The 12,845-nt window shown below is 68.6% G+C and carries 12 protein-coding genes; 6 read left to right on the top strand and 6 right to left on the bottom strand.

Annotation, left to right across the window (positions count from 1 at the left end):
* Positions 1–227: 227 nt before the first annotated feature.
* Complete coding sequence (locus ACFVYN_RS08450) at positions 228–1,538, top strand: hypothetical protein (RefSeq protein ID WP_389994346.1); 1,311 nt, start codon at positions 228–230, stop codon at positions 1,536–1,538.
* A 225-nt stretch (positions 1,539–1,763) separates the two neighbouring features.
* On the opposite strand, the gene ACFVYN_RS08455 is transcribed toward ACFVYN_RS08450, so the two are convergent.
* A complete protein-coding gene (locus tag ACFVYN_RS08455) occupies positions 1,764–2,810 on the bottom strand; it encodes a CBS domain-containing protein (RefSeq protein WP_389994349.1) in 1,047 nt (348 codons plus the stop codon).
* Complete coding sequence (locus tag ACFVYN_RS08460) at positions 2,807–4,624, bottom strand: DUF262 domain-containing protein (protein WP_389994352.1); 1,818 nt, start codon at positions 4,622–4,624, stop codon at positions 2,807–2,809. The genes ACFVYN_RS08455 and ACFVYN_RS08460 overlap by 4 nt, the downstream gene beginning before the upstream one ends.
* A gap of 131 nt (positions 4,625–4,755) precedes the next feature.
* On the opposite strand from ACFVYN_RS08460, the gene brxD reads away from it, so the two are divergent.
* Positions 4,756–6,105: a BREX system ATP-binding protein BrxD gene (gene brxD, locus ACFVYN_RS08465; protein ID WP_389994355.1), complete on the top strand. Its 1,350-nt coding sequence runs from the start codon at positions 4,756–4,758 to the stop codon at positions 6,103–6,105.
* Positions 6,105–8,306 (top strand): DEAD/DEAH box helicase, encoded by a 2,202-nt coding sequence (locus tag ACFVYN_RS08470; RefSeq protein WP_389994357.1) that lies wholly within the window; start codon positions 6,105–6,107, stop codon positions 8,304–8,306. Before brxD ends, ACFVYN_RS08470 begins: the two co-directional genes overlap by 1 nt.
* 332 nt (positions 8,307–8,638) lie before the next feature.
* On the opposite strand, the gene ACFVYN_RS08475 is transcribed toward ACFVYN_RS08470, so the two are convergent.
* Positions 8,639–9,172 carry a hypothetical protein gene (locus ACFVYN_RS08475; protein WP_389994360.1) on the bottom strand — a complete coding sequence of 178 codons (534 nt, stop codon included), beginning with the start codon at positions 9,170–9,172 and terminating at the stop codon, positions 8,639–8,641.
* Here ACFVYN_RS08475 and ACFVYN_RS08480 point away from each other — a divergent pair.
* A complete protein-coding gene (locus tag ACFVYN_RS08480; RefSeq protein ID WP_389994363.1) occupies positions 9,171–9,338 on the top strand; it encodes a hypothetical protein in 168 nt (55 codons plus the stop codon). The genes ACFVYN_RS08475 and ACFVYN_RS08480 overlap by 2 nt on opposite strands.
* A gap of 265 nt (positions 9,339–9,603) precedes the next feature.
* Here the strand turns inward: ACFVYN_RS08480 and ACFVYN_RS08485 are convergent, their stop codons facing one another.
* Positions 9,604–9,948, bottom strand: a complete 345-nt coding sequence (locus ACFVYN_RS08485; RefSeq protein WP_389994366.1) for a MazG-like family protein — start codon at positions 9,946–9,948, stop codon at positions 9,604–9,606.
* 23 nt (positions 9,949–9,971) lie between these two features.
* Complete coding sequence (locus ACFVYN_RS08490; protein ID WP_389994369.1) at positions 9,972–10,547, bottom strand: DoxX family protein; 576 nt, start codon at positions 10,545–10,547, stop codon at positions 9,972–9,974.
* A gap of 129 nt (positions 10,548–10,676) precedes the next feature.
* Here ACFVYN_RS08490 and ACFVYN_RS08495 point away from each other — a divergent pair, with 129 nt between their 5' ends.
* Entirely contained in the window at positions 10,677–11,003 is a 327-nt protein-coding gene (locus ACFVYN_RS08495) for a nuclear transport factor 2 family protein (protein WP_389994372.1), read from the top strand.
* Between the two features lie 64 nt (positions 11,004–11,067).
* Positions 11,068–12,048 carry an aldo/keto reductase gene (locus ACFVYN_RS08500; RefSeq protein ID WP_389994706.1) on the top strand — a complete coding sequence of 327 codons (981 nt, stop codon included), beginning with the start codon at positions 11,068–11,070 and terminating at the stop codon, positions 12,046–12,048.
* 24 nt (positions 12,049–12,072) lie between these two features.
* On the opposite strand, the gene ACFVYN_RS08505 is transcribed toward ACFVYN_RS08500, so the two are convergent.
* Positions 12,073–12,771, bottom strand: coding sequence for an ABC transporter ATP-binding protein (locus tag ACFVYN_RS08505; protein ID WP_389994375.1), 699 nt, complete (start codon positions 12,769–12,771; stop codon positions 12,073–12,075).
* Positions 12,772–12,845: the final 74 nt, after the last annotated feature.

The following is a 12,845-nucleotide window of genomic DNA, read 5'->3' on the forward strand; positions in this document are numbered from 1 at the left end:
CGTAGGCGGTGAACATGGCTTCGGGCCCCGGGCGTGAACAGTGCCCGGGTGCGACGACGCAGTCGGCGCCACTCGTACCTCTGTAGCTGCTGGGCTGCAGCGAGTCCGTGGCCTGCCGTGCGCTCCGCACGCGGTCATCCTGCGGGCCCGATGTCAGTGCGGATCATTACAGTTGTTCCGCCGGCCGCGCCCGTGCGGCCGGATCCGTTCTCGAGGGAGCTCCTAAGGTGCCTATACGAAGACGTGCGGCGGGTGCCGCGCTGGTCTTAGCGGTCGCGTCGGTCAATCTGCTCGGTGCCCCCGGCACGGCGGCGGCACAGACCCAGGGCGGCATCGTCCTGCCCGTGCGGTCGCACTGGCAGACCCTCGCCGACAGCCACCATGTGTATGTCAGCGCGCCCGGCGACGACGCGGTGCTGGCCACCGACCACGACGGGCAGGTCGTGAAGAAGGTGGAGGGTCTCGACGGGGCGCGGGGCATGGCCGAGTCGGCCGACGAGTCCACCCTGTACGTGGCGCTCCCGGACGCTGACGCGATCTCCGTCATCGACACCGCGACCTTGACCGAGACGCGGCGCATCTCCACCGGGACCGACACCGAACCGGAGAGCGTTGCCCTCGCCGGCGACCAGCTGTTCTTCGGCTACCAGGCCACAATCTTCGACGCCGGCATCGGGTCGGTCGCCATCGCCGACGCGAGCCCTACCGTCCGCCTGGACGACAACCCCGTCTGGTACGGCAAGCCACGGCTCGCCTCGTCGTCGGGCGCGCCCAACCGGCTCGTCGCCGCGGACAGCCAGGGCGCGGCGGGCATGCGTGTGTACGACGTGGGCTCCGGCACCCTTCAAGAGACCGCCTACAGCGACGCCGTCGGCGATGTCGAGGACGTGGTGGTCACGCCGGACGGCAGCAGTGTGATCACCGCGAACGGCTCCAACTACTACCACCAGCGGTGGCGCCTGTCGGACCTGACGGAGGAGGCTCAGTACGACACGGGCCCCTACCCCAACTCCGTCGCTGTCGACTCCCACGGCACGGTCGCCGCGGGGATTGTGGCGGGAGGGGACTGGGACGTCTACCTCTACCGCTCGGGAGAGACCACCGCATACCGCACGGTCGCGTTGTCGTGGCCGTACATGGATCTGCTTCCCCGGGGCGTGGCCTGGGCGCCCGACGGCAACCGGCTGTTCGCCACCCGCTTCCCCTACTCGGGCGAAGTCATCCTCGACATCGTCACCGACGTCGCCAAGGCATCCAGCACGATCACTCTGTCCGCCCCGCCGACCAACCCGGTCGGCACGCCGGTCACGGTGACGGGGAAACTGACCTCCCTGGTCCCCTTCCCCAAGCACAAAAGGGTCACGGTGACGCGGAACGGCGTGGAGCTGCCGGATGTGAAGGTCGCGCGGGACGGCACCTTCCACTTCAGTGACACCCCGCCTGACTGGAACACGTATCCCCAGTACACGGTCACCTACACGGGCGACGGCACGCATGTGCCCGGTACGGCGACTGTCATGGTTGAGTTCGTCGGCTGACTGGGCCGGGCAGTTTGCCGATCCCGTCACAAGGGGCCGGTGTCCTGGAGGACACCGGCCCCAGACCGCGGCGTACCGGATGTTGTCGAGCCAAGGGCGCTTAGGCTCAGCGCCCGCGAAACTCTCAATAGAGCTCATCGACGCGGACCCTTGGTCCACCTTTCGCCGCCACACCTCTTGCCGGTCCAGCCTGACGCTCACCTCCCGAGACCGCCACCCGCAGCCTCAGGATACGAACGCCCGTAGCACCTTCGCGAAAGTCGTCAGCTCGTCGATCATCTCCTGTGGAAGTGGCTTCTCGTCGAAGTGGGCGATCCGGTTGCGGATGTCCTTCACTCGCTTCAGGCGGCCGATGAACTGCTCCCTGGGCATGTTGGGCCACTTCAGGGCTTCCCAGTTGGCATCGGCGGCTTCGGCCAGCGAGGTCTTCGTCTGGTCCCCGTCCAGGAGCCTCAGGTAGTCGCCGAACATGAGGTCGGAGACCTGGCCGGTGCGATGCTCGGGCTTCTTGTTCGTCTGGACGGACTTGATGGTCTCCTGGTCCAGGGCCGCGCCCAGGCAGCGGCGCAGCAGGGACTCGATCTCGCCGACGATGAAGAAGGGCCGTGCCGCGCCCTCGAAACGGTCCGTGACGTCCGCGGCGGTGACGAGTCCCGAGAGGCAGCCGTCGTCGCCGCGGACCAGAAGGTAGCCGTGTTCGCGGATGACCGGAAGGGCGGAGAAGAACTCCTGCCGGGTGTCGGCGACCGGAAGGGAGTCCTTCTCCATCGCGTTGTCCAGCGTCGGCTGCTTGCCCGCCTCGTACATCTTGGCGACGGAACCCCAGGTGACCACCCCATGGATCTGCGCCATGCCGGTGGTCACCGGCACCTGCGCCACGCCCTTCGTACGCATCAAGAACGTCGTCTGCGCCAGGGGTGTACCGGGACCCACGGACACCAGGCCGCGTCGCGCCGACGGAATGTCCCCGAGCAGAAGACGCTGCGGAAGGGCGGCCGAGGGCAGCGCCTCCTCCGTCTCGTCCTCCTCCGTGTCGGCGGGGGCGGCCTGCGCAGGGACGGACGCGAGCGGCACCACGTCGACGTTGCTACGCAGCCCGCAGACGGCGAAGTCCGGCAGTGTCGTCAGTCCGGCGTCTGTGAATGCCTGCGAGATGCGGTGCACCGTCCGATGGTCACGGACTCTGACCTGGAACAGGTCGAGAATGTCCTGCACGGGAACAGTCCTGCCCTTGAGTTCGGTGAGGTCCTGCCCGCTCGGTGTGGTCGTCATCGGGCGTCGGCCTCCGCGAGGTCACGGAGCATGGTCCTCTTGCCCATCGCGGCGTGCACGAGGTCCTGCAACTGCTTGGAACGGTCGTTGTAGAACCGTTCGTAATCGTTGTCGCGGAGCGCGTCCGGATCGATGAGGTGGGTGGCGAGGACGTCGTCGAACCATTCGGGGCGCATGTCGGAGGCAGCGACCATGGTGGACAAGTACGACGCCGGCGCCCCCGTCATGTCCATCGCCGCGCGGTAGGACAGGGGAGTCTTGTTCACGATGGAGTTCGTGGGAAGACCCTGGCTGTTGCCTCGGCGGAACCAGGTCTTGGGGAAGATCTGCCGGACGTCCACGCTGTACTCGTCGAGCCGGCCGGGGCTGAGCGGACTGTCCGTGTAGTGCCAGTCCACCGCACCCTGCTTGATCAGCAGGGCGTAGATGCCCTTGTAGGCGGCGCTGTTGCGGGTGGTGAGGCTGTCGAGGCGGTCGGCGAAGAAGAACGCGTCCGTGACGGTGTCGGGCGCCCGGTCGTCCTGCGCGATCCAGGGGACGAGCTGCTCGACGTCACGGGTGAAGCGGGTCTCAGTGGAGCCGCCGTACATCTCGCCGAGGACCCCGCACCAGTACCACTGCTCGGTCTTTTCCTCCGCTCCCAGGCTGTCCAGCGCCGTGTCGAGGATGGCGCGGACGGCTGCGAGCGGGACGAGTTGGGTCTTGTACGGCAGGTCGCTCGGACGGACGATGCACTGCCGTTCCAGGAAGTCGCCCACCCAGGCGAAGGCCTCGGCGAGTTTGGGAGCCAGGCGGACGAAGTCGGCCAGCGGGAGCTCCAGCAGATCCCGGCGCTTGCAGGACACCGTCGCCCCGGTGCCCGCCTGCTTCCGTTCCCAGGTGCGTACCAAGGCGATGGCCTGCAGGAAGTCGATGCTGCTCAGCCCGTTTTCGATGCCGCCGTCAAGACGGCCGAAGACCGGATACTTGGCCGCCAATCCCTGCTTGATCTCCCGCCACACTTCGGGGAGTTGGTAGTAGTCCCCGGTCTCGTCCACATAGTCGCGGTCCCCGGCATAGGTCGCGGTGAGTAGTTCGAAGACGTTCAGCGGCACACCGCCCGTGTTGACACGCTCGAACACCGCACAGACAGCGTCCATGGAGGTGGAGGCCGCCAGCCGGATCATCGGGACCTGGAACGCACGGACCTGCTGGAGGACCGCCTCGTCGAACTGGCCCCACAGGTCCCAGTTCCGGTCCTCGTCCGCCTTGATGTAGGACTTCTTCCACTGGTTCACACGCTGGGCGTCGAAGACGAGGTGCAGAGGGAAGAGACCGGCCGCGCATTCGTCCTCCGTGGTGCTCAGATCCAGCACCACCGTGCGGTTGAAGTCGGTGCGGAGCACCTTGTCCGCCGGGACGGACAGGATGGCCTCGTCGCGGTCCGCGGACGGGCCGACGGCCTTCGCGATGTCGACGTAGTACCAGCGCTCGATGGGCTTGCCACGGACGTCCGCGGTCTCGACGGGGGCGTCCAGCCACAGGGCCTGAAAGAGGGAGGTGAGACGCTGTTGCCCGTCCAGCAGGAGCAGGTCCGCGCTCGGATCCCCGTCCGGGCGTGCCCCGGTGAGCGTCCGAGAGCGGAACCGGGTGGTGCCGCCGGTCTGTAGCGTCATCACGACGCCCAGCGGATAGTCCAGTGTGACCGTCGCGATGATCGCGCGGATCCGGTCGTCGTCCCACTTCCAGTTCCGCTGGAAGTCGGGCAACTGTAAGGAGCCCGATGCCACGTCCGCGAGTACGTCTCTCAGCTTCACATTGTCCAGTGCCGCCACGCGCGTCCCACTCCCCACCCTGGCCTATGTACGGAGAGTAATTCCAGCAGCGTCTTCAGGTGACCGTCAACCGATTCAACGAAGTAGGCGGCTTGTACGTCGGTGCCCGGAGAAATGGAAGACTGGCTTTTGTGAGCACCACCGGATCCCAGCGCCCCGCACAGGTGAGCGCCGCCCGCCGCCGTACCGTCATCGACGCGCTGCGGCGCGGTGCCGTGCCCGACAGTGGACTCGACCTGCTGGCCACCGGACTCGGCCGGTTCGAAGCGGCGCTGGACGCGGAACTGGACGCCGTGGCCTCCGGCGGCTCCGTGTTCAAGGCCGTGCGGGGCGAGTACGGGTCCGGCAAGACGTTCTTCACACGCTGGCTGGGGGAACGGACCAAGCGCCGCAACTTCGCCGTTGCCGAGATCCAGATCTCGGAAAACGAGACCCCACTGCACCGGCTGGAAACGGTCTACCGGCGCCTCACCGAACGACTCACTACCTCCAGCTTCCCGCCCAGCGCGCTGCGGCCCGTGATCGACGCCTGGTTCTACGCCCTGGAGGAGGACGCCCTGGCGGCCGGCGTGACCGAGGACGAACTTCCGAGCGAGGTGGAGAAACTACTCGTCGCGCGGCTCGCCGAGGTCTCCCGGCACGCCCCGTCCTTCGCCACCGCCCTGCGAGGCTACCGGGCCGCCCTCGCTGATGGCGACGAGGCGACCGCCGCAGCCGTCCTGGCGTGGCTCGGCGGCCAGCCCCACGTCGCGGCCTCCGCCCGCCGGGCCGCCGGGGTACGTGGTGACCTCGACCACTTCGGTGCCCTCGGATTCTTGCAGGGACTTCTCACGGTGCTGCGCGACTCCGGGCACAACGGGCTGTTCGTTGTCCTCGACGAGGTCGAGACGCTGCAGCGGGTCCGGTCGGACGCCCGCGACAAGGCACTCAACGCGCTGCGGCAGCTTATCGACGAAGTGCACTCCGGCCGCTTCCCCGGCCTCTACCTGGTTATCACGGGTACCCCGGCCTTCTACGACGGACAGCAGGGCGTGCAGCGCCTGGCTCCGCTGGCGCAGCGGCTGGCCACCGATTTCACCACCGACCCGCGCTTCGACAACCCGCGCGCCGTGCAGATCAGGCTTCCCGGTTTCAACCAGGAGTCGCTCGTCGGACTCGGCGTCACCATTCGTGACCTGTACGCCGACGCGGCAGAAAAGCCCGAGCGTGTGCGGAAGATCGTCGACGACGCATACGTCGCGGACCTCGCGCTGGCCGTCGGCGGAGCGCTGGGCGGCAAAGTCGGGGTGGCTCCCCGGCTGTTCCTGAAGAAACTCGTCGGGGACGTACTCGACCGCGTGGACCAGTTCGACGATTTCGACCCCCGGCAGCACTACCGGCTCACGGTCGCCGGCAGCGAACTCACCGACGTCGAGCGGAACCTGGCCGCCACCGTCTCCGGAAACTCCGCGTCGGCCGACGACATCGACCTGGAGCTGTGATGGCGGACGCGGACCTGCCGGCTGCGCAAGACCCGAGTGACGAGGGCTCCGATGTACTCGACCGGCTCGACCCCGTCGTCCTGCACCACATCGTCAACACCCTCGGCTGGCCCGACCTGCGGCCCCTGCAACGGGCGGCGATCATCCCGCTCATGGAGGGACAGGACGCCGTACTGCTGGCTCCCACGGCGGGCGGCAAGACCGAGGCGGCCTGCTTCCCCCTCCTGTCCGCGATGACCGAGCAGAAGTGGACCGGCACATCTGTGCTGTACCTGTGCCCGCTCAAGGCACTCCTCAACAACCTGGTCGTCCGCGTCGACTCGTACGCCCAGTGGTTGGGTCGGCGCGCCGCACTCTGGCACGGTGACACCAAGCAATCGCAACGCCAGCGCATCCGGAGCGAGGCACCGGACATCCTGCTGACCACGCCCGAGTCGCTCGAAGCGATGCTGATCGGCGTCAAGACCGACCATGCCCGCCTGTTGGGAAGCGTACGGGCCGTGGTCGTCGACGAAGTGCATGCGTTCGCAGGGGACGACCGGGGCTGGCACCTGCTCGCCGTGCTCGAACGGTTGGAGCGGGTCACCGGACGCCCCATCCAGCGCGTCGGCCTTTCGGCGACCGTCGGCAACCCCGCCGAGTTGCTGCACTGGTTGCAGGGTGCAGGTGCCGGCAGCCGCACAGGTCAGGTGGTCGCCCCTGGAGTTCACCTGCCTGCCACCGGCGGCAGGGAACGTGACGACAAGTCGGCCGTCGCCGAACCGTCGCGCAGGCCGGCAGGCGAAGTGGAACTGGACTACGTGGGCTCCCTGGACAACGCGGCCAAACTCATCGCGGCGCTGCACAGGGGAGAGAAGCGGCTCGTCTTCTGCGACTCGCGCCGCCAGGTAGAGGAGTTGGGCGCCGCCCTGCGGGCGCGCGAGGTGACCGTCTTCCTGTCCCACGCCTCACTCTCCGTCGACGAACGCACCCGTTCCGAGCAGGCGTTCGCCGAGGCACGTGACTGCGTCATCGTCTCCACGTCCACCCTCGAGCTCGGCATTGACGTCGGTGACCTGGACCGTGTCATCCAGATCGACTCACCGGCCTCCGTTGCCTCGTTCCTGCAACGCATCGGCCGCACCGGCCGGCGTCCGGGCACTGTGCGCAACTGTCTGTTCCTCACCACTCGCAAGGACACACTGCTGCAGGCGGCGGGCCTGTTGCTGCTGTGGTCGCGAGGCTGGGTGGAACCGGTCGTCCCCCCGCCGGAGCCGCGTCACCTCGTGGCACAGCAACTGCTCGCCGTCACCCTGCAACAGCACAAGCTCGGTGACCAGTTGTGGGACCGGCAGTGGAACGGTCTCGCACCCTTCGACAGATCCGCCGCGCCGATCCTGCGCTTCCTCACCGAGGAGGGCTTCCTCGACAGCGACGGCGGCATGCTCTTCGTCGGCCCCGAGGCGGAACGCCGCTTCGGTAAGCGGCACTTCATCGAACTCACTGCCTCCTTCACGGCACCGCCGCAGTTCACCGTCCTGTCCGGACGCACTGAGATCGGGCGCACCGACCCGAGCGTGCTCACAGAGGAACGGCCCGGCCCCAGGCGGTTGTTGCTCGGTGGACGCAGTTGGCAGGTCACGTACATCGACTGGCTGCGCAAACGCGTCTTCGTCGAGCCGGCCGACGGCGGCGGAATCGCCAAGTGGATGAATGGTGGCGTCGCCGGACTGTCCTACGCCCTGACCCGTGCCATGCGCGAGGTGCTCCTAGGCACGGCTCCGCCGGTCTCCCTCACCCGGCGGGCGGAGGCGTGCCTGGCCGATCAGCGCGAAAGCGACGCACCCGACACCGTCCACGCGGGCGGTACGTTGATCACGCGCGTCGGCTCCGATGTCCGTTGGTGGACCTGGGCCGGTTACCGCGCCAACGCCACCCTGGCGGCCACCCTCCAGTCGGTGACCGACCCCCTGCAACGCCCCACCGACAGCTGGTTGCGCCTGCGTGAGAACCTCACCCCGGCCGACTGGCGTGCGGCCCGTGAGAATGTCGGCGAGAACCTCGTCCTGCCTGACGTGGACCGCCGGGCCGTACGCGGCCTGAAGTTCTCCGCAGCCCTCCCGGAACGCCTCGCCGTGGCCACGGTGGCGGCACGCTTGGCCGACTTCGAGAGTGCCCGCTCGGTGCTCGGCGAGGCGACACGCTTTCAGTACGATGGCTGAATCGGAAAGCCGCCAAGGCCGCTTTAGTCTGGAGCAGGTGGGGTTACGCCCGTTCTCACTCCTTCGTCACTACGGCAAGGCCGTCCCCGGCGAAGCAGGCGACCGCCATCAAACTGAACAGCCGCGCCTGGGTCGCCCCTGCCAGTTCCGCGTCCCACACCGCCTCCACACGCGGGCCGCTGAGCAGTAACTGGTGCGCGCCGTGAGCCGGCTCGGGTCACGAGGTACTCGTAATCCTCTGTCCCCATACGCCACGGCTCCCGTACGCCACCGCGTACGGGTCGGGCCGTCGAGGCCGGTGTCGCTCGTGTCGCCTTCGAACAGCGAGTAGATCAACTCCCCGGCGGCATTACGTGCCCTGTTGACGCTCTCGTGGAACATCTCGGACGCGTACTGGACGTCCTCCGTGACAAGGCGGGAGCCTTCCGTGTAAAGACCTTTGCGCCGACCACCGCTTCGTAACCACGCGCCGTCCATGACCTGGGATCGACGTAGTGGGGGACCGTGTTGCCCGCGCCGTCGACCACGGGCCTGACGGATTCCGCGATCGCCGGAATGCGACCCAGAGGTGTGTTCTCGACCAACGTCGGCATGAGCCATTGAAACGGCTTGTCCAACAGTCCGGCATCCGCCCGGTACAAGGTGGAGTCCCCGAACTCCTTCGCGGCGGCGACCGCAAACCGATCCTTGACAGTGTCGCCGGTGACGTGAATGGCATGCGCCTTCGAGCCGAGCTCACCCCAGTTCCTCATCACCCATTTCTCGGCGTCCTCGCCGAGCTTCGCGGTTCCGCCGACACTCTCGACGATGTCACCCGCGCGCTTCCAGGAGTCGGCGGCCTTCACTCCGAAGTCGAGGACGTTCATGGGGATTTTGACGCCGGTGAGCGTTCCCTTCGCCACCTTGCCGACGCGTCAGATCACCGAAGGGGATGAAACCGGCGAGGTCGAGGCCGATGCGAATGCCGTTCGCGCCGGGGGCCGTTTCCGCGTCGGGGCGTTCGAGGGACGGGACCAGCAGACGGGGCTCTGAGCCGAGGGTGAGGCATTCCGTCGTCGCGGCGGGGCGGTAGCCGTACAGCCACACCAGTAGGGGCCGGGGCTGATGAGAAGTCCGGACAGGTCCGCCTCGGTGGTGTCCCTGGCCGCCCTGGTCATACGGGCCGCGTAGTCCTGTTCTGTGAAGGGGCCCGGGTGTCGCTCATGGCGCCCCTCCGCCCACCGTCGTCGTCCAGTTCGTCGTCCGAGGAGTGGGGCGGGGCGGGGAGCCCGGGGCGTAGCCCGACCGGGTGACGGAGTCAGACATGCCCGGGCCCCAGCGAACGCTCCGTCACCCGCCCCAGATGCCGATGGAAGACCTCCCGCGTGTCGGGTGTCAGCGTGCGCAGCGCCACCAGCGCCGTGATCACCACGTCGCACAGCTCGCCCTGTACGTCGTCCCAGGTGTGGCTGACGCCCTTGCGGGGGTTCTGGCCGATCGCCCCGATGACCGCCTCGGAGACCTCGCCGACCTCCTCGGAGAGCTTCAGCATGCGCAGCAGGAGACCCTCGCGGCCGTTCACCGGCTGATCCCTCTCCAGCCAGGTCCACAGGGCGTCGACCGATTTCCAGAGGTCCTCGCGGGACGTGCCGTGATCACTCATGCGGGGCAGCTTCCCATGGGCTGCTACTCCGCGAACAACGCCTCTTCCTCCTCGAACAGCGACGCCTGCCCGTCGTCGCCCCCGCTCTCCTTCTCCCGCAGCCGCCGCCCCCGCGCCCCCACGACCGCCGCCGTCACCAGCCCCGTCGCCGCGAGTGCCACCGGCACCATCCAGCCCCGGTTCACCGTGTGGCCGAGCGCGTGGTCCAGGGACAGGCGCCCCGGCCCCGTCACCGCGAGACCCGCCGCCGTAAGACCCAGGGTGGCCGCGTACTCGTAGCCGCCGCCCGTGTTGAAGAAGCCGTTGGGGGCGTGTACCGCGGACGCTCCGGCCATCGCGCCGGCCGCCGCCGCACCCGCCGCCGGAGTTGCCAGACCCAGTGCCAGCAGGGTGCCGCCGCCCGCCTCGGCCAGGCCCGCCGCCGTGGCGCTGGCCTTGCCCGGCGCGTAGCCGACGGACTCCATGAACTGGCCGGTCCCCTCGATGCCGCCCCCGCCGAACCAGCCGAGCAGTTTCTGCGCGCCGTGGGCGGCCAGTACACCCCCGGTTCCCAGCCGGAGCAGCAGCAGGCCCAGATCGCGTCGGTCGTAAGCGGTCACGATGACTCCCAGCAGAAGTGGAAAGAGACCCCCCTCGCGTTTCCACCGTCGCACCGCTCACACCTGCCCGGAAAACCCGGGCCGCCGTTCGGGTGGCGGGTGTGGGGGAGCGGTGTGAGTCTGGCTGGCATGACGATTCAGACCGCGAGGCTCAGCGACCCGGCCGTCCGTGCCTTCGTCTCCGCCGTCAACGCCCATGACCGCGAGGCCTTCCTGGCCCTGCTCGCGCCCGGGGCGACCATGGCGGACGACGGCAGCGACCGCGACCTCGACGAGTGGGTCGAGCGGGAGATCTTCTCCTCCCACGGCCATCTCGACGTCGACAACGAGTCCAACGGCGGCCGTTCCCTGCTCGCCCACTACCGCAACGACGCCTGGGGCGAGATGCGCACCCGCTGGAACTTCACGGTCGGGGAGGACGGCAGGATCTCCCGCTTCGAGACCGGCCAGGCATAAGATTTCCGTACGGCCTCTTGCGTTCGTGTGCGCTCCAACTCCTAGGTTCTCACCCATGGAGATCATGGAGACCACACGCACTCTCGGCCGTTCCGGCATCGAGGTCAGCGCGCTCGGCTTCGGGTGCTGGGCGATCGGCGGCGAATGGCAGGACGCCGACGGACAGCCCCTCGGCTGGGGCAAGGTCGACGACGAGGAATCCGTACGGGCCGTCCGGCGCGCCCTCGACCTCGGCGTCACCTTCTTCGACACGGCGGACACCTACGGCGCCGGACACGGTGAGCGGGTGCTCGGACGAGCGCTGGGCAAGCGGCGGGACGACGTCGTCCTCGCCACCAAGTGGGGCAACGTCTTCGACGAGGACACCCGCACCCTCACCGGCTCCGACCACACCCCCGAGTACGCCCGCCGCGCCCTCACCGCCTCCCTGGACCGTCTGGGCACCGACCACATCGACCTGTACCAGCTCCACCTCTCCGACCTCGATCCGGCACTCGCGGCCGAACTCCGGGACCTGTGCGAGGAGTTCGTGAGCGAGGGGCTCATCCGTGCCTACGCCTGGAGCACCGACGACCCGGCCCGTGCCGCGGTGTTCGCGCGAGGGGAGCACTGCGCGGCCGTACAGCACGCGCTGAACGTCATGCAGGACGCGCCCGAAATGCTCACGCTGTGCGAGGAGTCGGAGCTCGCCAGCGTGAACCGCAGCCCGCTCGCCATGGGGTTGCTGGCCGGCAAGCGGCAGGCGCCCCAGGACGCCGGGGACATCCGCAACAGGCCCCCGGCCTGGCTGCAGGGCTTCGGTGACGGCACGTCGGCCGACCCGGAGTGGCTGGCCCGCGTCGACGCGCTCAAGGAGATCCTGACGAGCGACGGCCGTACGCTCGCGCAGGGCGCCCTGGCCTGGATCTGGGCCCGCAGCCCCCGCACGGTCCCGATTCCCGGCTTCCGGTCGGTGGCCCAGGCCGAGCAGAACGCGGGCGCGATCGCGAAGGGGCCGCTCACCGCCGAGCAGTTGACCGAGATCAACAAGCTTCTGGAACGGTGAGCGGCCCCCGGCCCGGACGAGCGGTCAGTGCCCCTGCGCCAACGACTGCGACTGCTCGGTCAACGCGATCTGTCCCGCCTTGATGGTCGCCAGCCGTGGCGCCCGCCGGGCGATCGACGAGTCATGCGTGACCAGGACGAACGTCAGCCCGTACTCGTGCCACAGCCCCTCCAGCAACGCCATGATCTCGTCGCGCATCGACTCGTCGAGGTTGCCGGTGGGCTCGTCGGCGAGCAGCACCTTCGGCTTCTTGACCAGCGCCCGCGCGATGGCCACCCGCTGCTGCTGGCCGCCGGACAGCTCGGCGGGCGCGTGGGTGAGCCGTTCGCCGAGGCCGACGGACCTGAGGGCCTCCGACGCGCGCTCGCGCCGTTCGGCCGGCTTCACGCCGAGCGGCACGAGGGCCGTCTCCACGTTCTCCTGCGCCGTCAGCGTCGGGATGAGGTTGAACGACTGGAAGATGATGCCGACCTTCTCGGCCCGCAGCCGGGTCAGCCTGGCCTCGCTGATCTTCGCGAGGTCGACGCCGTCCAGTTCGACGCTGCCCTCGGTGGGGCGGTCCAGGCCGCCGATCATCTGGAGCAGCGTGGACTTGCCGCCGCCCGTGGGGCCCTGGATGACCAGCTGGTCGCCGTCCTCGATGGTGAGGTCGACGCCGCGCAGCGCCTCCACCGTCTCCTTGCCGCGCGTGTAGCGCTTGGTGACGCCGGTGAGTCTGTACATGAGAACTCCGTAGAGAAGCCGTAGAGAAGAAGAAGGGGGAAGGCGACAGCCGCCGCGACAGGCCGCTGTTACGA

It is taken from the genome of Streptomyces sp. NPDC058307, assembly GCF_042880295.1.
Classification (GTDB): domain Bacteria; phylum Actinomycetota; class Actinomycetes; order Streptomycetales; family Streptomycetaceae; genus Streptomyces.